The 19225-nt window shown below is 61.5% G+C and carries 21 protein-coding genes and 1 tRNA gene; 9 read left to right on the plus strand and 13 right to left on the minus strand.

The genetic code is table 11. The features are described 5' to 3' along the window. Positions 1 to 59: 59 nt before the first annotated feature. Together ABI796_RS19930 and ABI796_RS19935 are read right to left on the minus strand one after the other, a co-directional pair. Positions 60 to 1010: an alpha/beta hydrolase gene (locus ABI796_RS19930; RefSeq protein ID WP_141284432.1), complete on the minus strand. Its 951-nt coding sequence runs from the start codon at positions 1008 to 1010 to the stop codon at positions 60 to 62. Positions 1011 to 1071: 61 nt separating this feature from the next. Further along, positions 1072 to 2148: an alpha/beta hydrolase gene (locus ABI796_RS19935; RefSeq protein WP_141284434.1), complete on the minus strand. Its 1077-nt coding sequence runs from the start codon at positions 2146 to 2148 to the stop codon at positions 1072 to 1074. 249 nt (positions 2149 to 2397) lie between these two features. On the opposite strand from ABI796_RS19935, the gene ABI796_RS19940 reads away from it, so the two are divergent. Together ABI796_RS19940 and ABI796_RS19945 are read left to right on the plus strand one after the other, a co-directional pair. Beyond that, on the plus strand, positions 2398 to 3648 hold the full coding sequence (locus tag ABI796_RS19940; protein ID WP_141284436.1) for a CaiB/BaiF CoA-transferase family protein: 1251 nt from the start codon (positions 2398 to 2400) through the stop codon (positions 3646 to 3648). Next, the gene (locus tag ABI796_RS19945) at positions 3645 to 4598 is read left to right on the plus strand and encodes a hydroxymethylglutaryl-CoA lyase (RefSeq protein ID WP_141284438.1); all 954 of its coding nucleotides are present in this window, start codon (positions 3645 to 3647) and stop codon (positions 4596 to 4598) included. Before ABI796_RS19940 ends, ABI796_RS19945 begins: the two co-directional genes overlap by 4 nt. Before the next feature lie 21 nt (positions 4599 to 4619). Here ABI796_RS19945 and ABI796_RS19950 read toward each other — a convergent pair whose 3' ends face one another. Both ABI796_RS19950 and ABI796_RS19955 read right to left on the minus strand, forming a co-directional pair. Beyond that, positions 4620 to 5063, minus strand: a complete 444-nt coding sequence (locus tag ABI796_RS19950) for an SRPBCC family protein (protein WP_141284440.1) — start codon at positions 5061 to 5063, stop codon at positions 4620 to 4622. Positions 5064 to 5139: 76 nt separating this feature from the next. Next, the gene (locus tag ABI796_RS19955) at positions 5140 to 5433 is read right to left on the minus strand and encodes a DUF4287 domain-containing protein (RefSeq protein WP_141284442.1); all 294 of its coding nucleotides are present in this window, start codon (positions 5431 to 5433) and stop codon (positions 5140 to 5142) included. Between the two features lie 616 nt (positions 5434 to 6049). Here ABI796_RS19955 and ABI796_RS19960 point away from each other — a divergent pair. Continuing rightward, a complete protein-coding gene (locus ABI796_RS19960; RefSeq protein WP_141284444.1) occupies positions 6050 to 6928 on the plus strand; it encodes a hypothetical protein in 879 nt (292 codons plus the stop codon). A gap of 28 nt (positions 6929 to 6956) precedes the next feature. On the opposite strand, the gene ABI796_RS19965 is transcribed toward ABI796_RS19960, so the two are convergent. Then, positions 6957 to 7856 carry a diacylglycerol kinase family protein gene (locus ABI796_RS19965; RefSeq protein WP_141284446.1) on the minus strand — a complete coding sequence of 300 codons (900 nt, stop codon included), beginning with the start codon at positions 7854 to 7856 and terminating at the stop codon, positions 6957 to 6959. 320 nt (positions 7857 to 8176) lie between these two features. On the opposite strand from ABI796_RS19965, the gene ABI796_RS19970 reads away from it, so the two are divergent. The 4 genes from ABI796_RS19970 to ABI796_RS19985 all read left to right on the plus strand — a co-directional run bounded on the left by ABI796_RS19970 (position 8177) and on the right by ABI796_RS19985 (position 11861). After that, positions 8177 to 9268 carry an acyltransferase gene (locus ABI796_RS19970; RefSeq protein WP_170224949.1) on the plus strand — a complete coding sequence of 364 codons (1092 nt, stop codon included), beginning with the start codon at positions 8177 to 8179 and terminating at the stop codon, positions 9266 to 9268. A 109-nt stretch (positions 9269 to 9377) separates the two neighbouring features. After that, entirely contained in the window at positions 9378 to 9608 is a 231-nt protein-coding gene (locus ABI796_RS19975) for a histone-like nucleoid-structuring protein Lsr2 (protein WP_141284450.1), read from the plus strand. Between the two features lie 41 nt (positions 9609 to 9649). Continuing rightward, a complete protein-coding gene (locus ABI796_RS19980) occupies positions 9650 to 10327 on the plus strand; it encodes an ABC transporter ATP-binding protein (RefSeq protein ID WP_141284452.1) in 678 nt (225 codons plus the stop codon). Position 10328: 1 nt separating this feature from the next. Further along, positions 10329 to 11861, plus strand: coding sequence for a DUF6297 family protein (locus ABI796_RS19985; RefSeq protein ID WP_141284454.1), 1533 nt, complete (start codon positions 10329 to 10331; stop codon positions 11859 to 11861). Positions 11862 to 11868: 7 nt separating this feature from the next. Here ABI796_RS19985 and ABI796_RS19990 read toward each other — a convergent pair whose 3' ends face one another. Next, on the minus strand, positions 11869 to 12720 hold the full coding sequence (locus tag ABI796_RS19990; protein ID WP_141284456.1) for a PhzF family phenazine biosynthesis protein: 852 nt from the start codon (positions 12718 to 12720) through the stop codon (positions 11869 to 11871). Between the two features lie 58 nt (positions 12721 to 12778). On the opposite strand from ABI796_RS19990, the gene ABI796_RS19995 reads away from it, so the two are divergent. Continuing rightward, positions 12779 to 13201 (plus strand): DUF1801 domain-containing protein, encoded by a 423-nt coding sequence (locus tag ABI796_RS19995; RefSeq protein ID WP_141284458.1) that lies wholly within the window; start codon positions 12779 to 12781, stop codon positions 13199 to 13201. An 86-nt stretch (positions 13202 to 13287) separates the two neighbouring features. Here ABI796_RS19995 and rplI read toward each other — a convergent pair whose 3' ends face one another. The 4 genes from rplI to rpsF form a co-directional block, all read right to left on the minus strand. Then, positions 13288 to 13740: a 50S ribosomal protein L9 gene (rplI, locus tag ABI796_RS20000; protein ID WP_024818808.1), complete on the minus strand. Its 453-nt coding sequence runs from the start codon at positions 13738 to 13740 to the stop codon at positions 13288 to 13290. A gap of 18 nt (positions 13741 to 13758) precedes the next feature. Further along, positions 13759 to 13998, minus strand: coding sequence for a 30S ribosomal protein S18 (gene rpsR / locus ABI796_RS20005; protein WP_003800144.1), 240 nt, complete (start codon positions 13996 to 13998; stop codon positions 13759 to 13761). Between the two features lie 128 nt (positions 13999 to 14126). After that, positions 14127 to 14708 (minus strand): single-stranded DNA-binding protein, encoded by a 582-nt coding sequence (locus ABI796_RS20010; RefSeq protein ID WP_011776754.1) that lies wholly within the window; start codon positions 14706 to 14708, stop codon positions 14127 to 14129. 50 nt (positions 14709 to 14758) lie between these two features. After that, a complete protein-coding gene (gene rpsF, locus ABI796_RS20015) occupies positions 14759 to 15064 on the minus strand; it encodes a 30S ribosomal protein S6 (protein ID WP_011776755.1) in 306 nt (101 codons plus the stop codon). 232 nt (positions 15065 to 15296) lie between these two features. On the opposite strand from rpsF, the gene ABI796_RS20020 reads away from it, so the two are divergent. Continuing rightward, complete coding sequence (locus tag ABI796_RS20020) at positions 15297 to 15635, plus strand: YnfA family protein (protein WP_141284460.1); 339 nt, start codon at positions 15297 to 15299, stop codon at positions 15633 to 15635. Between the two features lie 72 nt (positions 15636 to 15707). On the opposite strand, the gene ABI796_RS20025 is transcribed toward ABI796_RS20020, so the two are convergent. From ABI796_RS20025 to ABI796_RS20035, 3 genes are all read right to left on the minus strand, one after another. Then, positions 15708 to 15790, minus strand: a tRNA-Leu gene (locus ABI796_RS20025). Between the two features lie 464 nt (positions 15791 to 16254). Next, entirely contained in the window at positions 16255 to 17661 is a 1407-nt protein-coding gene (locus ABI796_RS20030) for an amino acid permease (RefSeq protein ID WP_141282991.1), read from the minus strand. A 220-nt stretch (positions 17662 to 17881) separates the two neighbouring features. After that, positions 17882 to 19189, minus strand: coding sequence for a M18 family aminopeptidase (locus ABI796_RS20035; protein ID WP_141282990.1), 1308 nt, complete (start codon positions 19187 to 19189; stop codon positions 17882 to 17884). Positions 19190 to 19225 lie beyond the last annotated feature (36 nt).

Raw genomic sequence — 19225 nt, forward strand, 5'->3', positions numbered from 1 at the left:
GCGTTTGCATCTAAATCAGTGAACAGGGGCCCGATCAAAAGTATTCCCGGAATGCCGGTTCAGCCCTTCAGTTGCTCCAGGAACGCCGCGGTGGCCTCGCCGATCTGCTTCCGGGCATCGTCACGGCTCACGGACGGTTCGCCATCCCCGGGCTGCGCTCCATAGTCTCCGAAGAACGCATGGTTCCCGCCGCGAACCTCCACGAAGGTGGCATTGAGGGGCAGCAGCTCCCGGGAAGCGTCAATCTTGGCAGGAGTGCTGAGGCCGTCTTCCGAGCCGGATACGGACAAAACCTGCAGATCCCGGCGGTCACGCAGGGAGTCCAGCGGGTAGGAAGCGTAGAGCAGAAGACCAGTAACATCCTGGTTTTCCAACGCAAAGGAGCTCGCGCTCACCCCACCCAAGGAGTGGCCACCTACTGCCCACGTGGCGATCCCGGGATGCTCAACCATGGCCCCGCGCGCCTGGTTTCCGTCCAGCAGGCTGAGGTTCAGGGGCGTCTTCAGGATCACCACGAGGACCCCTGCTTCCGCTGCAGGCCGGAGGATGTCCGCGTAAGCGCGTGCTTCAACACGCGCGCCCGGAATGAAAACCAGCCCGCGGGTGGCAGCTGCCCCGGCGGGCTTCATGGTGAGGGCGGTGGGCGATTCCGACAGCGAAATTCCGGCGCTTAATCCCGCCCCGGAAGCCTGATATGCGAAGGGGTTCAGCCACGCCAGTGCGGCCACGAGTGCCAATACGGCCACCCGCGCGGCCCACGCGCCAACGGACCTGGCCGGAGACCGTCTTGCAGCGCTATGGCGCCGACGCCACAGCAGAACACCCCAAAGAAGTCCGACGACGGCGGCGGTCACCAAAATGGCGGGCAGCAACGGGTGGCCACGCAGGACAGCCGGATTCCCGATCAACATCCAGCCCGGGATAAGGACCAAAGCTGCAGCACATACTCCTGAAGCCCAGTAGAGGGCAGGCCTTCGGGTGGGTTGCTGGGCGTCAGGAGAGGAGGTCATAACTCCAATAATAGTTCCATGATGGAGATACTTTTACTGCTGCCTGCTTTGACGGGACCCATCAGCGCCGCGGGGCGTGCACGGACAGGAAATCAAACGTCTTGTCCCGCGCCTCACGTGCCTCGGCAAAGTTCAAATGGAACTGGTACTCGTGCGGCAGCTCCGGCTCATGAGTGGCAGGCCAGAACAGTTCAGTCACCGGAACTCCCGAGTCCTTCAGGCGGTTGCTGTAAGGCACGGACTGAAGCCAGGTAAGTCCGTCTCCGTTGCCACCGCTGATGAAGGTGGGAGGGAATTCATCGGTCACGAAGTCGATGGTGGACATGGTGGCGCCGGCGTAGGTTGCGGACCAGTCTTTGGTACCCGTGTAGGCCCACAGGGAAGTCTTGAATCCCCACGCCACAATCCCGCTGAGATCCGCCATGGCCCGGAGGTCATACACACCGCAATGGAGAATGGTGGCGGCAAGATCGGACTTCTGCAGCGCGGGCTCAATACCCATCAGGTTGGCGTACTCGGGGTTCACGGTGAGCGTGGTCATCTGGCTGGCGAGTTGAGCGCCGGCGGAGTCCCCGGCCAGGACAATCCGGCTGGTATCAACGTTCAGCTCGGCGGCGTGGGCCTTGATGTAGGCCAGGGCCTCATTGATGTCCCGAACGGCGGTTGGGTAGGTAGCTTCCGGGGCAATCGGGTAACTCATGCCAATGGTGGTGTAGCCCTCGGCGGCAATGATCTGCAGATACGGATTCACGTCGCGCTGGGCTCCCGAAATCCAGGCACCTCCGTGAATCCAAACCACCGTAGGAAGCGGGGCGGTGGTGCCCGAAGGGCTGAACACATCAAAGGTGGAACCGGGCTTGTAAAGAACCCCCATCTCCGTTTGCAACGGCGCCGGGGGTACGTACGGCGTCATTTCATCGATGGTTGCCTGCGCCCCGCGCTCAAAAACACTGCGGATCAGCATTGCCGAGGGCCACGGGGTGGCAGAAAGTGCCAGCGCGACGATCAGCACCAGCAGAATTGCCAGCTCGAGCTTCCGCTGCCGCGTAGTCCGTTTTCGTGGAGCCCTCGACGTTGGATCCTTTTGTGCGGGGTCACTCTGCCTCGTATTGGCTTGGATCGATTCCAACGGCCCCATCACACACTCCCCCGGTCGGTGCATTCTCTGGACCATGCTAAAGCGGAACGGCGTCCCTTGGGGTCAGGCCAGCGGTCGCGCCGCCCGCAGCGGGACCCCTTCACCGGCGTCGGGCGTTACCGGCTCGGACTGTGAAAGTCATGTTCCGGTCCGATTTCAGAAAGGCTTGCATTATGAGTGCACACTCATATTAGGAGATCGGTGAAACGGCCCCGCCAACCGCCTGCCCGCCACGCACGGAAGAAGACCATGACACAGCAAACAATTGCCCCTCTGGACGGCGTCCGGGTTCTGGAACTCGGCAACTACATCGCCGCGCCCACGGCAGGCAGGCTGCTCGCTGACTTCGGAGCTGAGGTCATCAAAATTGAACGGCCGGGCACCGGTGATGAACTGCGCAACTGGCGCCTGCACAAGGGCACCACGTCCATGCTGTACCGCACATTGAACCGCAATAAGAAGTCCGTGGTTCTGGATCTGCGAACGGACGCCGGCAAGCAGGCCGTGCTGGATCTCGTGGCCAAGTGCGACATCCTGCTGGAGAACTTCCGCCCCGGCACCTTGGAGAAGTGGGGCTTGGGGCCGGAGGTCCTCAACGAGGCCAACCCGGACCTGATTGTTACGCGAATTTCAGCCTTCGGACAGACCGGGCCTTTGTCCGAGCGGCCGGGTTTCGCCGCCGTCGCCGAGGCCTACGGAGGCTTCCGTAACCTGGTGGGCGATCCCGACCGCGCACCAGTGCGCGTAGGCGTTTCCATTGGTGATTCGATCGCGGGCCTGTACGCCGCCTTCGGCTCCGTCATGAGCTTGTACCAGCGTGAAGCACGACGCCGGGACCCGGCCGGCGCTGTCCCCCTCACCGAACGCGTCATTGACGTCGCCCTGAATGAGGCCATGTTCTCCATGATGGAGTCACTGATTCCGGACTATCAGGCCTATGGCGTGGACCGGCAGCGTGTTGGCGGCCGCATGGAGGGAATCGCTCCCTCCAACGCTTACCTGTGCAAGGACGGGTCCAGTATTGTGGTGGCCGGAAACGGTGACTCGATCTATCAGCGGTACATGCAGACCATCGGCCGCCCAGACCTGGCGGAGGACCCGGCCCTGCAAACAAATGCCGGCCGTTGGGCAAAGCGCGAGGAACTTGACCGGGCTATCGGTGAATGGGCAGCTACGCTTTCAGGCCCTGAGGCCCTGGCTGCACTTGAGGCCGCCGGCGTCCCTGCGGGACCCATCTACACCGCGGCGGATATCAGCACGGACAGCCAATACGCGGCCCGGAACATGATTCAAAAGTTTGATGTTTCCACAGGCGAGGAAATTCTCCCCGGCGTAGGATTTCCGGGCATTGTTCCGGTCATCGGGGACCAGTCCCTGCCCATACGGAACCTCGGCCCTGACCTGGGCGAGAATACGCAGGAAATCCTTGGCGGACTCCTGAACATGGACTCCGCACAGATCAGGGCGGCTTCAGGCCGCGAGGAGGCCATCACATCATGACGCGCTTTGAAAGCCCCCTGGCCGCAACACTTGGCAACGTCATTCTGAGGGACGTCACCTTGCGCGACGGGCTCCAGCTGACCGGCAAACTCCTGCCCACCGAGCAGAAGATCGACACCGTGCGGGAGCTGCTGCGCCTGGGAGTGCCGGCGATTGAACTGGGATCCATGGCCCGCGCAGACCTGGTCCCCACAATGGCCAACACACTCGAAGTGGTCCAGGCCCTCACCCCCGAGGAACTGGAAAAGTGCTGGATCTGGGTGGCCACCCCCGGCCATGTAGCCAAGGCGTCTGCCGCTGGTGCCCGGAATTTCCAGTACTGCCTGTCCGCGTCAGATTCCCATAACAAAGCGAATATAGGGCGCACCACTGATGAGAGCCTGGCTGCCCTGCCACAAGCTGTTGAGTACGCGCGCGCAGTGAATGGCCAAATCCAACTGTGCATCGCAACCTCCTTCACCTGCCCTTTTGAGGGCTATGTTCCCGAGGAGCGTGTCCTCTCCATCGCCAACGATCCCCGGGCGGAGGGCACCACGGACATCGTCATCTGCGACACCCTGGGCCAGGCCGTTCCGGCCCAGGTATCCCGGCTGATCACCCGCGTAAGGGATGAGTCCCCTGCCCGGCGGATTGTCTATCACGGCCACGACACCTGGGGCTTGGGCGTTGCCAATACCCTGGCCGCCATTCAGGCCGGGGCTTACATGGTGGACGGCGCCCTGGGCGGGTTGGGCGGCTGCCCCTTCGCGCCCGGCGCCAGCGGAAACACCTCCAGCGAAGACATTCTGTTCGCAACCCGTCCCGCTTGGCTCACCCCGAATGTTTTTGCGGAGCTCGTGGTGCTTTCGGAGAAGCTGCTTGCCGAATTGGGCGAACCGAACCGCTCCAAGGCAGCCCAAGGCGCACGGTCCAAGGCCGCGGCCTTTGACTGGGTTATGCCGTCCGCCTAGCGTTCCTGTGGATCCACGACTCTATCTGCCGGCCCCACCGGCGGCCATCAATTCAAGGCGTTTCAAGGTCTCCCGGTTCCGGACGCCGATGACAGGATCCCGCAGGACCTTGGGAACCACTTTTCCCGGACCACGCACAGCGTCCTCGGCAATGGACACCCGGCACTCACGGCCACCCAGATCTTCAAGGGTGATCACTATTTTCGCTTCACCCATGGGCCACCCCCGGGCCAGGAGCTCCAGCTTACGGCCGGTCTCCACGCCGGTCACGCTGGTGCTGTCATCGATGAGGAAGGGCCAAGAACCCACGGAATGATGCAGTTTTGCCCCCAGTTGCGGCCATGTCCCGTCCACTGCGCGGATTCGGGAGGCACCCACCACCCAACCGGAGTAGAGCCAGCCATCCTCGATCACTTTCCAGACGTCCGCGGCAGGGGTTTTGAACAGCTGGGTCACTGTGGACATGGTGTTCCTCTCTGCGTGCTCACCGGGATGCCTTGACTAAGCTAAGCATGCTTAGTGTCAGCGTGTCACTGGGGCATTAAGGAGTGGGCTTGCTCGCCTTGCCGTCCAACCAGAGAGTGTCCGATTCGTCGCGGTGCGTGCCGTCCGATCCCACATGCTTGCTGTCAATCCGCGGCCCCTTCTTGATGACATGCACCAACGCCATTCCGTGACCGCGTCCAAGATCGTAGTCCGCTTTGAGCCATTCAAGAATCGCCCCGGCCTTCACCGAAGGGTCTTTGAAACCCTTGGTCTCTGCTATTTCAACCAACTGACGCGGAGTGAGACCGGTTTTGTCTTCAATAGCGTCAAGGTAGGCCTGGAATGACATCAGGGTGGCCTTTCGTCCGGGAATCGGCGAGCAGAATTCTGCGTGCGTGCGGTCATCTTACCCAGCTCAAGGCAACAGATCATGCCCATGTAGGCTGGGATCGGCAAAATGGGGGAATCAGTGGCTGAACCGGGCAAAACTCAAACACGTCCGCCCTTAGGATGCTTTGCCGTGCTCCTTATTGGAGTGGTCTTGTTTGCATGGGTGTGCTCTATCCTCTGGACAGCAATAGACGAGGGCGCCGTTCCACCGGATTCAGCATTTCCCTCGATTCCCGGCCCCAGTCAACCGAGGGCTGTTTCCACTGAATGCGGATCCGGTGGTTGTTGGCGCGAAATGGCTGTAGAGGTCAAAGCACCGCATACTGCCGAATCCCTGGCAGCCGAAATGGGCCTGGCTTCGCACCGTTGCGGTGCAGCAAACTTGTGGACTCTAAGAAAAACCTGCACCGGAATCGCCCATACCAGTGCGGGGAAGCTCCGGATCTCCTTGTCATATTCGCCTCTTATCTCAGAGTACTAACCGCGAAGCGGATACCGGGCAGGAGCGGACCGCGGAAGGGCTCCACCTGGTTGGCCCGGAGACTCCTACTGGTCCGCGCCCCTACACTGATCGCATGACGTGCCGGCAGCGGCTTTCCCTTGCGGCGGGTCTGGCTCTGGCCATGACCATGCCATTTCTGGCTGCCTGCAGCTCCGGCTCTCCCTCCGGCAGCGGGAGTACCCAGCCCGTGGCTGTGGAGATCAACCAGTCCCGGGACCAATATGGAAAACAGGCCATCCTGCTGCAGCTCACCAACACCACGGATTCGCCAATAACTGTGACTGTGGCGCAGCTGCAATCCCCGCTGTTCCAAGGTGACATCTCCTGGAAGCCATCTGCTGGCGGCCTCGAACTGCCACCCCGTCAGCCGAAGAGCCTGCCCGCAATGCTGCCCGCTGCCGCCTGCGAAGTATCAGAAGGCACAACAACAGAACTCAACGCCAGGATCACCTATGCAGAACCGGGCAAGGAGCCCGTGGAGGCCAGCACCAACGCTTCCGATCCCTTCGGGGTCCTTTCCAGAAACGCCGGCGAGCTGTGCCTGGCATCTGAGGCCGCCGCCGTCGCAGCCCTGGTCCTGGACCCCGCGCTGGAGGTAGCAGCGGACGGCCGCACCGCCGTCGTACGCCTTCGCATAACGCCAGCCAAAGCCGGAGATGACCCGGGACGAATCACTATCGAATCAATTGAGGAGACCACACTGCTGGCGCAATCCCCCACAGACCCCTGGCCGGCCAATGTCAGTGTGGGCGCGATCAAACAGGAACTACCACTCACTATCCGCCCCGCCCGCTGCGATCCCCACGCTGTTGCAGAAGACAAGGTGGGCACCCTTTTGCCGCTGAGGGTGACCGTTGGTGACCGGAAGGGCCTGGTGAAGATAGCAGCCTCCAATGAACTGCGCGGCCGGATCCATGACTTCGTTACGGCCGCCTGCGCCCCGGCAGGCTAGAAGTGTGTCTAACGCAGGCTAGAAGTGTCTAACCGAGCGTAGCCAGAGCGCGGGGAGCGCACTCCACCCGGACCTTGACGTTGGCCTCAACGGACTTCACTTCACCGTCCATTTGGTATGGCAGGGGCTTGAGCGTGGTGAATTCGTAGCTGCTCACGCTCGGCTGGTCACCCAAACCTTGCGTTGTGGCCTTCAGCGCAGTCAGGAGAGTGCGCCACTTGGGCATGTGCGGGAACACGATCACCTCGAACTTCCCGTCCGACGGGTGGTCCTCTGCCTCGCTCAAGGTGGCGTACTTGGCCATTTCATTGATGTTGGCGAAGACGAGGCTGTCGAACTTGCGGCGCTTCCCATCTGCCAGGCGGATACCAAAGGGCTCAAACTTGGAGAAGGTCTGAATGACGGTGACCATCTCCTTGAGCGCGCCTTTGCTGCCCTTCTCGAGTTCCGTGGCCACCACGGGAGTGAGGCCGAATCCGATGTACGAATGAGCGTATTCGAGGGGCTCATTTTCTTTTTGGCCCGTGTGAATACGGAGGAGGTCGATGTTATGCACATGGCCCTCCGCAATGGCCTCTTCCAGAGGTTTTGTCCCGATGATCCGGCTGTGATCATTGGCATTGCCCGCGGCCCGGACTGCGCAGACGGCATTCGGGTTCCCGGCCTGCATCACGCCGTTGACCACCTCGTTGTAGCCGCCATCTCCACTCACCGAAACCACCAGGACGTCGCCGCCCCTGGAAGCCGCTTCCCGCGCCAAATCCACGGCGTGGCCGGCGTGCTCAGTAGGCTGAAGCGTGATTTCCGGCTGGTAAGTGAGCAGCTCCCTCAGCTTGTCATGCAATTCCTGCGCCAACTCAGGCGCGTCCCCGGTGCTGTTGGGGTTGAAGATGATGACAATCGACTCAAAGGTCCGTGCAGAATCCATACTTGCTCCTCCTAGGTGCGCCCGCTTAACTTCTACCCAATGCGCTGGGCGTCAATCAGGTGCCGGGTGGAGTGAGTGATGAAGGGGCGGCCAGCTCTCATTTGCTCGTCCAGCTCTTTGAGTTTGTCACGATAGCCCGCGAGGGAGAAGTCGGACGCCCACCATCCGCAATTTTCGCGAAGAATCCGCAGCTCTGCGCTGCGTAGACCAAGCAGGTGGTGTGATCAGGGCAAACACCTGGACCCGGTCACACTATTTACACCATTGGCATGAAGCTGCCGGGACCTCTCAAGGCAGACAGTGAGCCTGAAAAGGGATTTGTGGAAAAGCCAGAGTCGTCCTTCTTGTCCGCCCGGTACTGGCCGCAGCTGGACGGGCTCCGAACCGTCAGCATCGCAATGGTTCTCGTATCGCACATGAGCGACCCCCATATCTGGGGATTTCTCAACGGATCGCTGGGAGTGACTCTCTTCTTTGTCATCAGCGGTTTCCTGATTACATCGCTCCTGACCCGGGAAGAACGCCGGCGCGGCCGTGTCTCGATCATCCGTTTCTATGTCAGGCGGGCATTTCGCATTCTGCCGCTTTACTATCTTGCGCTCTCAACTGCTGCCATAGCAGTCTTCGTGTTGGGGCTTGGTGAGGGTCCGGAGAAATTCGCGGAGCGGCTACCCCTCCTGGCAACTTTCAATGGAGACCTCGCCGGCGGCGGCTCCTTTGTCCATAGCTGGTCGCTTGGAATCGAGGAAAAGTTTTACGTCGTATGGCCATTCCTCATGTTCGCCATACCGCTGATGAAAAGGCACCGCCTTGCCGCGGCCACGGTTCTGCTGGGCCTCGCATCCGCAGCAGGCTACATTGAAGGTGCCCGCTACTTTGGGACCTACACCGCCATTCTGGCCGGTTGCGTCCTTGGCCTCATCATGCACACGCCCCGGGGATTCCGGGTAGTGTCCAAGCTCGCCCAGCCAAGAGTGGCCGCCCTGCTTATACCTGTAGCAATCACCGCGTACATCCTTGACCCGATACTCCCCGGCGGTTACCAGAGCGGCCACGCGCACGTGGTGTTCTCCTACACCGTTGCCCTTCTCTTCCCCTCCGTCATTCTCGCTGCCTCGCCCCTGACCAAATTGCTTAGTTGGAAGCCCGTAGCATTCCTCGGGACCAGGACGTATGCGATCTACCTTTTCCACCCTTTTTGCATCGACGTAGTCAGCATGGCCATCCCTGCCGGCCAGCAGAACTTTGCACTTGCCATCGTCAGGCTGGTGCTGGCCGCAGTCCTGTCAGTCGCCGTTGCGGAGGTCATGGCCCGCGCAATCGAGCAGCCCCTGATCCGGATGGGGAAGCGGCTGACCTCCTCTCCGGGGCCCACGACTACCCGGTCCCCGGCACCGGTCAGCGAAAGTTAGTTGCAGCGCAATTCATCGCAACGCCTAAGCGATTCGTTCACTCTCCGAAAGATGGGACAAGTGAATCGGCGACGCCGGACCGCCGACCAGCGGGCAGTAGGGTCTTACGGTGGCTACACGAAGAATTGTTACCTTGCTCGATGACCTCGACGGTACGGATGCGGAGGAGACCGTGGTGTTTTCCGTTGACGGAAATGACTACGAAATTGATCTCAACAGTTCCCACACCAATGAACTCAGGGATGCCCTGCGACCCTTCATTGCCGCAGCCCGAACCGTAAAGCGGACCAGAAGATCCCGTGGTGGGACCAATTCTCTCCGGGGAACCGTCCACCGCTGAGCCTGGCCCGATGGCACCCATCCCGCCGGTAGGGTTGCCTCATGGGGACAGTCTTGGAGGCCGAAGGCCTGTTGGTTGGCTACGCCGGGGCTCCGGTGTGCGGAGAAGTTTCCGCGTCCGTTGAAGCCGGTGAAGTCCTGGGAATCGTGGGAGTGAACGGCGCCGGAAAATCCACGGTAGCCCGAACCATTGCAGGACGCCAGGCTGCCCTTTCCGGTGATGTGAAGGTCCACGGCCTCCTCATCGATCCGGACGCCGTGCCCTTCCGCCGGCAGGTCTCTGCCGTCTTTGACGATGACCTCTTCTTCCCGTCCCTCACCGTCCGTGAGCACCTGCTCCTCATCGCCCGCGGGCACTCCTTGGAGCACCCCGAAGCCCGCGTTGAGGAAGAGTTGGAATTCTTCGGGCTATTAGGCAGGGCCCACGCCATCCCCGATGCATTGTCTTCCGGCCAGCGCCGCAGGCTGCTGCTTGCCGCCGGACTCATCCGCCCGTCGTCGCTCCTGATCCTGGACGAGCCGGAACAGCGGCTCGATCCCCGGATGCGCGCAGCGATGGGTGAGCGGATCGCAGCGCACGCACAGGACGGTGGCGCCGTTGTCCTGGTGACCCACGATCCTCAACTGCTGTTGGCCACAGCCTCCACATGTTTGGTCATTGATGAAGAAGTCCAGGCGTTCGATCCGGAGCAGGGGGCCTCGATCATTGCCGGCTCCTGACATGCTCACCGCAGCACACTCCGCGCAGGACCGGCAGCTGGCCTCCGAAATTGTCCGCTTCACCCGCCAATCCGCCAAGCGCTACAAACGCAGCAGGATTTCGTGGGGAACCCGCTTTGTTGACGCCTACAGTTGGGGACTGGGCATCGGGGTTTCCCTGACCATCGCGGCCTCGTTCGTCCTGGCGTTGCGCAATGAAATTGCGGACAGGGCATCCACACAGAAAAGCATCATCGGGGCACAGTGGCTGGTACTCCCGGAACCACTGCTGTGGACGTCCATCACGTTTGCTGCCCTCCTGGCCGTCAACAACCTCGCCCGGAAACTTGGACCGGTATCCACGAATGGAGCAGAGAGCTCCTGGTGGCTGGCCCTCCCCATCGACCGCCGGCCGATGGTCCTCCCGCCCTTCATCCGTAAAGCCGCCTTCACAGCAGCTGGCTCAGCCGTGATCTATCTGCCCTTCAGCATGGTTACAGCTGTTGACCGGGCTCCCCTCGAACACCTTCTTGCCTCACTCACCTTCGGCGCCGCAGGAGCCATCGCGCTGGTTCTGGCAGCCCTGCAGCAACTTGCCCTCTTAGGTCCGCGCTGGGGGACGGTAACAACTGCTGCAGCACTCCTGGCATGCTCTGTCCTGCCGATGTTCTCATCTGCACCTTGGGCCACCGCAGTGGTGACCGTTGCCGCCGTCGGACTCCTTGCTGTGGTGGTGCCGCGCGCCGGACAGGTGCGCGGCACCGAACTGGCCAGAGGCGGTGCCGTGGCGGGGCACGCCGGTGCCTCGCTGTTCATGATGGACGCCAACGAGGTGCTTCGAGCTCTCGGCGGCAATCGAAAAAGGATCGACGGCGGCCGCGCAGCCCGCTTGTACGCCCGCCCGGTCCGAGGGCCCCTGGCTGCGCTGATCCGTGCTGATGTGGTGGCCTTCATCAGGCTCAATCCGCCGCTGCTGCCATCCATTCTTTGGCTCGCCTCCTGCGTGGCCATATTGCTTGTGGAAGGTGGCCTTCCCGAGTTCGCCCAGTTGGCGGTGATCGTGATCTGCGGCTGTGCCACGGCGTCGGGTCTGGGCGGTGTTGCCCGCAAAACCGCGTTGGTCCCCGAGCTCGACGCTCTGTTGCCACTGCATCCGGCCCTGGTAAGGACCAGCCGCACGCTCATGCCGTGCCTGGCCATGGCTGTGTGGATGGCCATGCTCTGCAGTCTGTTGGCGCTGCTCGGGGCGGCGAACCCTGCCTTAATAGGCGTTGGTGCCCTGGCCGGGGTCGGCATGGGTGCCGGGACTCTCCGCGCAGCCACCAGGACCCCGCCGGACTGGACCGCGCCACCGGTTGAAACCCCGTTCGGTCCGGTCCCGCGGGCCCAACTGGGTTCCCTCATGCGCGGGCTGGACGTGACTATCCTGGCCATGGTTCCCCTGCTGGTGGCGCTGTACCTTGGCTACGTGCCGATGTCCGTTATCGCTGTGCAGGCGGCCTTCAGTGCCGGCATCTTCTTGCTGGTTATCCTCACCCGCCCCAAGCGCTCCTAATCGGCGTTTAGAGCAGCACCGTGCCTTCGATGCACGTGGCTGAGGCTCCGCCCACCCATATTTCGCCATCCTCCGCTTTGACGTGAATACGCCCACTCCTGCCCAGGACAGTTCCCTGAGCAACTAGGTACTCCTTGGGAGCCCTTCCGCTGCCAATCAGCCACTGAGCAGCACCGGCATTGAAACTTCCCGTCACAGGGTCCTCCACCATGGCGTCCCCGGGGATGAAGGTACGGACTTCAAAGTCGACGCCGGATCCCGGCTCATGGGGGCCAATCACCCCGACCTTGAGGTCACCCATCGCCACGAGGTCAGGCTCGATGGCCAGCACTTGTTCCGCAGAGCCGAGCAGCACGCCAATCCACGTGGGGCCGTTGACCAGCCACGACGCGTCCAGCAGGGCATCCTCCGGAAGCTGCAGGCCAGCCGCGAGCTGGGTTCGGATAGCGTCATCCACCGGGCCGAAGCGAGTCAGTGGCGGGGCAGCGAAAGCCAAGCGGCCGGCGTCGTGCTTAACGCTCACCAAACCCGCGCCGCATTCCTGGACCAGGACGCCTTCAGTCTTGGGCACTCCCCCGGCCTGCAACCACGTATGCGCCGAACCAAGCGTGGGGTGACCGGCGAACGGAAACTCCTCACTGCCGGTGAAAATGCGAACCCTGTAGTCCGCTTCGGCATGGGTGGGCGGCAACAAGAACGTGGTCTCCGAGAGGTTGGTCCAGTTGGCAAAGTGCTGCATGGCCTCCGTGCTGAGGCCTTCAGCATCAACCACAACAGCAAGCGGGTTGCCGAGGTAAGGCACCTCGGAGAAGACGTCCACTTGGTGGAACGGACGGGTGCGCAGGGGTTCTGAGGTCACCGCTGAAGGCTATCACCGGGCGCTGGCAGGCCTGTCCCGCGTCTGCCAAACTACCCCTATGGCAGAGAACAAGACCCAGCCCACGGACGTTTCCGTGGAAGAATTCCTGGCTGCAGTGGAGCATCCCACCCGGCGCGCAGACGGCTTTGAATTACTGGATATGATGCGTCAGGCAACCGGCCAGGAACCCGTCATGTGGGGGCCATCGATTATTGGTTTCGGCCGGTACCACTACAAGTACGAGACCGGACGCGAAGGTGATTCGGCCGCCGTCGGATTCTCTCCCCGGAAGGCCAACCTGGCCCTGTATGGACTGACCTACGGGCCGGATGCCGATCGTTTGCTTCCCGAGCTCGGCAAACACAAAACCGGTGCTGCGTGCCTCTACGTCAACAATCTTGACGACGTGGACCGCGGCATCCTGGCCGAGATGATCCGCACCGGCTACAAGCACATCATGGAGGAGCTCCACTCGCAGTAAGTCCCGCACCGAGCTTGAGGGTGGGGGAAAGCAAAAGGCCCCCACCACCGGAATCCGGTAGCGGGGGCCTTCTTTGCAGTCAGAGACTACTTGCTTGCAACGACCTCGAGGTCGATGACAGCAGAAACATCCTCGTGCAGGCGAACGTTGGCCGTGTACGAACCGACAGACTTGATGTGGTTCGGCAGTTCAACGTTGCGCTTGTCGATTGCGCCGAGGCCAGCGGCCTCAACAGCAGCAGCGACATCAGCAGGCTTGACGGTGCCGAAGAGACGACCGGACTCGCCGGCCTTCACCTCGAGCTTGACCTTCTTGGAGGACAGAGCCTGGGCCTGTGCCTGTGCAGCTTCAACAGAAGCGTGCGCACGAGCGGCGCGGGCAGCCTTGATGGACTCAACCTGCTTCTCGCCACCCTTGGACCAGGTCAGAGCGAAGCCGCGGGGGAGCAGGAAGTTACGTGCGTAACCGTCCTTGACCTCCACAACATCGCCAGCAGCACCGAGACCGGTTACTTCGTGGGTCAGAATGAGCTTTGCCATGTTAGTTAATCCCTTCCCTTAGCCGCGGCCAGCGCCGGAGTAAGGCAGCAGAGCAACTTCGCGGGCGTTCTTGATTGCCTGGGCGATCTTGCGCTGTTCCTGAACGGTAACGCCAGTGACGCGACGAGCGCGGATCTTTCCGCGGTCGGAGATGAACTTGCGCAGCAGTGCTACGTCCTTGTAGTCGATGACAGTGATGTCAGCGGCCTTCAAGGGGTTGGACTTTGGTTTGGGCTTACGGAGTTCAGCCTTAGCCATCGTGGAGCTCCTTTTCTATGGAGCCCGTGGATATTGATCCACGGGATGGTGGTGTTCGACGGCGGTTGTCACCATGGTGCCTTGCGGCAGTTCCGGTGGGTGTCCGGCGTCGGACGTTTATTTGGTGTTTAGAAGGGAGGTTCGGAATCCGGGCCGTTGCCCCAACCGCCAGCATTGCTGACACCGGGCGTAGCCCAGGGGTCATCCTGCTGTTGTGCGGGCTGGTTGCCGCCCCAGGTTCCACCGGAGTTGCCGCCGCCCTGGTTTCCACCAGGAGCGCCACCTCCGAAGCCACCGGAATTACCGGCGTTACCGCCACCGAAGCCACCCTGGCCACCGCCGGAGCGCTGGGTACGGTTGACCTTGGCGTTGGCGTAACGCAGGCTCGGGCCGATTTCATCGACCTCAAGCTCGATTACGGTGCGCTTTTCGCCTTCTTTTGTTTCGTAAGAACGGCTCTTCAAACGGCCGGAAACGATGACGCGCATGCCCTTGGTGAGGGACTCGGCCACGTTCTCGGCTGCTTCGCGCCATACCGATGCGCGGAGGAACAGGGTTTCCCCGTCCTTCCACTCATTGGACTGGCGGTCAAAGGTCCGGGGAGTAGAAGCGATGGTGAAGTTCGCTACTGCTGAGCCAGACGGGGTGAACCGCAGCTCGGGGTCATTGGTGAGATTACCGATGACCGTAATAGTGGTTTCGCCTGCCATCTACTGCCTCCTTGTTCGTTCCTTCGGGGTAAAGACTTGGAAGGGGCTGATTACTCAGCAACGACCTTCTGGTCTTCAGGGCGGATGATCTTGGTGCGCATGATCGTCTCGTTGAGAGACAGCTGGCGATCAAGTTCCTTGGCGGTAGCCGGAGCTGCGGTGAAGTTCACCACGGCGTAGATACCTTCGGACTTCTTCTTGATGTCGTACGCCAGACGGCGACGGCCCCAGATGTCAACCTTTTCGATGGTTCCACCATCGGTGGTGATGACATTGAGGAACTTCTGAAGCGACGACTCTACGGTACGCTCTTCGACCTCGGGGTCGATGATTACCATCAATTCGTAAGGACGCATATGTGAACCCACCTCCTTTGGGCTAAGCGGTTACGGTATTTCCGTAACAGGAGGTTCATTTGCGATGCTGCGTTGGCGCTCCCCGGCCTAAAACACGGCAAGAGGGCGTAACACAGACTTCAATATCTTAGTGCATCTCCTGCACCCAAAGCTATTCGGCGGAATCTCCGGCCGGAACCCGCCACATTGCGTATGTGGATAACCCGGGTCCACAGCACGCGATACTGAGGTTATGACTGTGCTGAAGTCCATCATTCTCTTCGTTTTCGCCGCCATCGCAGAGATCGGCGGAGCCTGGCTGATCTGGCAGTCCGTCCGCGAAGGCAAAGCCTGGTGGTGGGCAGGACTGGGCATCATTGCATTGGGTATCTACGGATTCTTCGCAGCCTTCCAACCCGAGGCCCATTTTGGCCGGGTCCTGGCGGCCTACGGCGGCGTGTTCATCGCGGGCTCGCTTGCGTGGGGAATGCTGATGGACGGGTTCCGCCCGGACCGTTGGGATGTGATCGGCGCGGCAATCTGCATTGTGGGCGTTGGCGTCATCATGTTCGCGCCGCGCACCGGCAGCTGAGGCCCGCGTAGCTTCACACCACGCCTGGACACGACAAAACCCCCGGAAGTTCAACTTCCGGGGGTTTCTTTGTGCGCGGAGGGGGACTTGAACCCCCACCCCCTTTCGAGGACTAGCACCTCAAGCTAGCGCGTCTGCCATTCCGCCACCCGCGCAAGGTGATCAGGAGAAACAATGTTTCTTTTTTCTCCTTGACAGCGTCAAAGACACTAACACGAAGAAGGGCAATCTGTGGATTCCTGTTGCCTCGCGAGTGGCCCGGGTGACTCGCCGCTAGGGTTGGGGCCATGGATGCCACACCTATAAGTGCCTTGGTTCTGACCGTTGTGTTCTCAGCAATCGCCCTCTATTTCCTGTACTACGTGGTCCGAGCAGGAGTACGCGACGGCATTTTGCAAGCGGACGAGAAGCGCAGCAAGCAATCGGAAGCGTCACGCCATACACACTCTTGAGCTCCCCCGGTTCGGCCACCCCTTGGAATCCAAGGGTTTCAGCCCCGGCGCACGGTAAACATTGCAGGGCGTGACGCCGCACGCCATCACGCACCATAAATGGAAACGGAACAGCCGCCGTCGAATATTGACGGCGGCTGTTCCGCATTGAGAAGTGACGACGCCGGTCAGGAACCGATCTTGCTCCGCTCGGCGTCTCCGCCAAGCACCGGAGTGGAAGGCGTCTGCGCCTTCTTGCGGTAGCGGAGCACACCGATTCCCACCACAACGGCGGCCAGCGCCAGCGAAAGGAACAGCGATTCGCGGGTGGACTCGATGATGACCATGCCGATGATCAACGCCACAATGGCGCCGATGGTGACCCAGGTGAGGGCGGGGAAGAGCCACATCTTGAGCTCAAGATCCTTGGCGGCCGCCCCCATTCGCTTGCGGAGGATCAACTGCGAGGTGGCAATGACCAACCAGACAAACAGTGCGATGGCACCCGAGGTGTTCACAAGGAACAGGAACACTGTGTCCGGGGCGATGTAGTTGGCTCCTACGGTGAGGAATCCCACCACGGTGGATGCGAGTACTGCCGCAGCCGGAACGCCGCGCTTGGAGATCTTCATCCAGGCCCGGGGTGCGTCGCCGCGCTGCGAGAGCGAGAAGAGCATGCGGCTGGCGGTGTAGAGGCCTGAGTTCAGGCAGGAGAGCACCGAGGTGAGGACAACGATGTCCATGATGGTGCCGGCGCCCGGGATTCCGTAGAGCTCAATAACAGCAACGTAAGGGCTCTTGGCCACCGAAGCATCGTTCCAAGGCAGCAGGGTTACCACAATCGCAATGGAGCCGATGTAGAAGATGAGGATGCGCCACACAGTGGACTTCACGGCCTTCTTGACCGCATCAACGGGATTCTCGGATTCGCCGGCGGCAATGGTGGCGATTTCAGCGCCGAAGAAGGAGAAGACCACCACGAGAATGCCTGCAAGAACAGCGCCCGGACCGTTGGGCATGAAGCCGCCCTGATCCAGGAGGTTGACCACGCCGGGGGCGGAAACACCCGGCATGAAGCCGAGGATGGCAACGATGCCTGCCAACAGGAAGATGACAATTGCCGCTACTTTGATGGAGGCGAACCAGAATTCGAATTCACCGTAGGACTTCACGGATCCCAGGTTGGTCAGAGTGAGGAGCACCATGAGGATGAGCGCCCATACCCACTGATCCACGCCGGGAACCCAGCGGTGCATGATGGCGGCACCGGCCGTGGCTTCAATGCCCAGGACGATGATCCAGAACCAGGCGTAGAGCCAGCCAATGCTGAATCCGGCCCAGCGGCCAAGTGCTTTGTCCGCATAGGTGGAGAACGAACCCGTTTCGGGGTTGGCCGCGGCCATCTCACCAAGCATGCGCATGACGAGGATGACCACGAGGCCGGCCGCAAGATAGGCCACGAGAATTCCGGGGCCCGCCTGCTGGATGGCTGCCCCGGAGCCAACGAACAGGCCAGCTCCAATGACGCCGGCGATGGCGATCATGGAGAGGTGTCGGGGCTTGAGGGACTTGGAAAGCTGTTGGTCAGCGTGCATGGTTCTGCGCCGTCCTTTATTTTGGGGTTGGCCACAGTGGTGTGCCACGGGCCACATGACTACATCACGCTAACCCGCCCCGGGACCCGCTTGGCTATGCAGATGGACAGTTTGAGCACCTCAGATCAGGGACAATGCACAAAATGTAACCCGTAGAGCATCCGATGTTTCCTATAGGAAACTTTTATTACAGCCCTGAAATGAGTGCTTGAGGCTTCTTCTACGCTGCGGTGCTGAAGAAGTGCTCAATCACCGAGCTTAGGCTCCTCGCATCCGCCACTCCGCACAGCTCGCGCGCAGAGTGCATGGACAGCAGCGGGATGCCCACATCCACAGTCCGGATCCCCAGCCGCGTGGCAGTCAGAGGCCCAATGGTGGAACCGCAGGGAAGATCGTTGTTGGAAACGTACTCTTGGTACGGAACGCCGGACTCATCGCATAGCCGTGCCCAGAATGCGGCCCCCGTAGCATCCGTGGCGTAGCGCTGGTTGGCGTTGATCTTGAGCAGCGGGCCACCGTTCAGCACCGGTTTGTTGGCGGGATCGTGCTTCTCGGCGTAGTTCGGGTGGACGGCGTGGCCGGCGTCCGCGGAAACACAGAACGACGCCGCCAACGCCTGCCGCCTTTGGCTCACCGAAGCACCAAGGCCATCGGAGATACGCACCAGGACGTCCTCGAGGATGGGGCCGCAGGCTCCCGAGCGGGAGTTTGAACCGATCTCTTCATGATCGAACGCCGCTAGGACGGCGATGGGACCCGTTGCCGGAGCAGCCGCTGCGTGGGCAATCAAAGCCACCAGGCCTGCATGTGTGGAGGACAGATTGTCCAGGCGGCCGGAGGCGAAGAACTCCCCCTTGGCACCGAAAACTGCAGGTTCCTGCGTGTCCGCAATGACGACGTCGTACCCGCCGATGTCCTCAGCATCAACGGCGGCGCCTTCCACGCGGGAGGCGAGCAGGGCCAGAAGATCCTCACCGGCAGGATCACCCTGACCAAAGATGGGATTCATGTGCTGCTGCTTGGACAGGTGCAGCCCGTTGTCGTTGACCCCCCGATCCAGATGAATGGCAAGTTGCGGGAAGCGAAGGAGCGGACCCGTTGCGGTCAAGTGCTCAGTACCGTCGCGCAGCACCAGTCGGCCGGCCAGTTGCAGCTCGCGGTCCAGCCAGGAGTTCAGCAACGGCCCGCCATAAACCTCGACGCCGGCCTGCAGCCAACCGAATTTGCCGGTGGTGGGCTTCGGTTTCAGTTTGAACGACGGAGAGTCCGTGTGCGCACCCAGGATGTTGAAAGCAGTGGTGGGGCCGGCGCCTTCCGGCGTTACCCACGCTATGAGTGCGCCGTCCCGGATCACGTAAAACTTGCCCGCTCCGCCATCCCAAGGCTGCAGTTCGTCCAATCCCGTGAAGCCTGCAGCATCCAATCGCCGCGCGGCCTCGTGGACCGCGTGGAAGCTGGAGGGGGACGCCGACACGTAGGCGCCAAGGTCCTTGATGTGGTCAATTGCGGCGGAGGCATTCGAAGGCATGCCCCCGAGTCTAGCCCCGCTTTATGTGCCGGCCGG

It is taken from the genome of Paenarthrobacter aurescens (assembly GCF_041549525.1).
In the GTDB taxonomy this organism is placed as follows: domain Bacteria; phylum Actinomycetota; class Actinomycetes; order Actinomycetales; family Micrococcaceae; genus Arthrobacter; species Arthrobacter aurescens.

What these genes read in the sequence shown, in the direction of transcription:
- ABI796_RS19930 (WP_141284432.1), bottom strand. Translation starts at nt 1,010, where the DNA reads ATGACCTCCTCTCCTGACGCCCAGCAACCCACCCGAAGGCCTGCCCTC.
- ABI796_RS19935 (WP_141284434.1), bottom strand. Translation starts at nt 2,148, where the DNA reads ATGGGGCCGTTGGAATCGATCCAAGCCAATACGAGGCAGAGTGACCCC.
- ABI796_RS19940 (WP_141284436.1), top strand. Translation starts at nt 2,398, where the DNA reads ATGACACAGCAAACAATTGCCCCTCTGGACGGCGTCCGGGTTCTGGAA.
- ABI796_RS19945 (WP_141284438.1), top strand. Translation starts at nt 3,645, where the DNA reads ATGACGCGCTTTGAAAGCCCCCTGGCCGCAACACTTGGCAACGTCATT.
- ABI796_RS19950 (WP_141284440.1), bottom strand. Translation starts at nt 5,063, where the DNA reads ATGTCCACAGTGACCCAGCTGTTCAAAACCCCTGCCGCGGACGTCTGG.
- ABI796_RS19955 (WP_141284442.1), bottom strand. Translation starts at nt 5,433, where the DNA reads ATGTCATTCCAGGCCTACCTTGACGCTATTGAAGACAAAACCGGTCTC.
- ABI796_RS19960 (WP_141284444.1), top strand. Translation starts at nt 6,050, where the DNA reads ATGACGTGCCGGCAGCGGCTTTCCCTTGCGGCGGGTCTGGCTCTGGCC.
- ABI796_RS19965 (WP_141284446.1), bottom strand. Translation starts at nt 7,856, where the DNA reads ATGGATTCTGCACGGACCTTTGAGTCGATTGTCATCATCTTCAACCCC.
- ABI796_RS19980 (WP_141284452.1), top strand. Translation starts at nt 9,650, where the DNA reads ATGGGGACAGTCTTGGAGGCCGAAGGCCTGTTGGTTGGCTACGCCGGG.
- ABI796_RS19985 (WP_141284454.1), top strand. Translation starts at nt 10,329, where the DNA reads ATGCTCACCGCAGCACACTCCGCGCAGGACCGGCAGCTGGCCTCCGAA.
- ABI796_RS19995 (WP_141284458.1), top strand. Translation starts at nt 12,779, where the DNA reads ATGGCAGAGAACAAGACCCAGCCCACGGACGTTTCCGTGGAAGAATTC.
- rplI (WP_024818808.1), bottom strand. Translation starts at nt 13,740, where the DNA reads ATGGCAAAGCTCATTCTGACCCACGAAGTAACCGGTCTCGGTGCTGCT.
- rpsR (WP_003800144.1), bottom strand. Translation starts at nt 13,998, where the DNA reads ATGGCTAAGGCTGAACTCCGTAAGCCCAAACCAAAGTCCAACCCCTTG.
- ABI796_RS20010 (WP_011776754.1), bottom strand. Translation starts at nt 14,708, where the DNA reads ATGGCAGGCGAAACCACTATTACGGTCATCGGTAATCTCACCAATGAC.
- rpsF (WP_011776755.1), bottom strand. Translation starts at nt 15,064, where the DNA reads ATGCGTCCTTACGAATTGATGGTAATCATCGACCCCGAGGTCGAAGAG.
- ABI796_RS20020 (WP_141284460.1), top strand. Translation starts at nt 15,297, where the DNA reads ATGACTGTGCTGAAGTCCATCATTCTCTTCGTTTTCGCCGCCATCGCA.
- ABI796_RS20030 (WP_141282991.1), bottom strand. Translation starts at nt 17,661, where the DNA reads ATGCACGCTGACCAACAGCTTTCCAAGTCCCTCAAGCCCCGACACCTC.
- ABI796_RS20035 (WP_141282990.1), bottom strand. Translation starts at nt 19,189, where the DNA reads ATGCCTTCGAATGCCTCCGCCGCAATTGACCACATCAAGGACCTTGGC.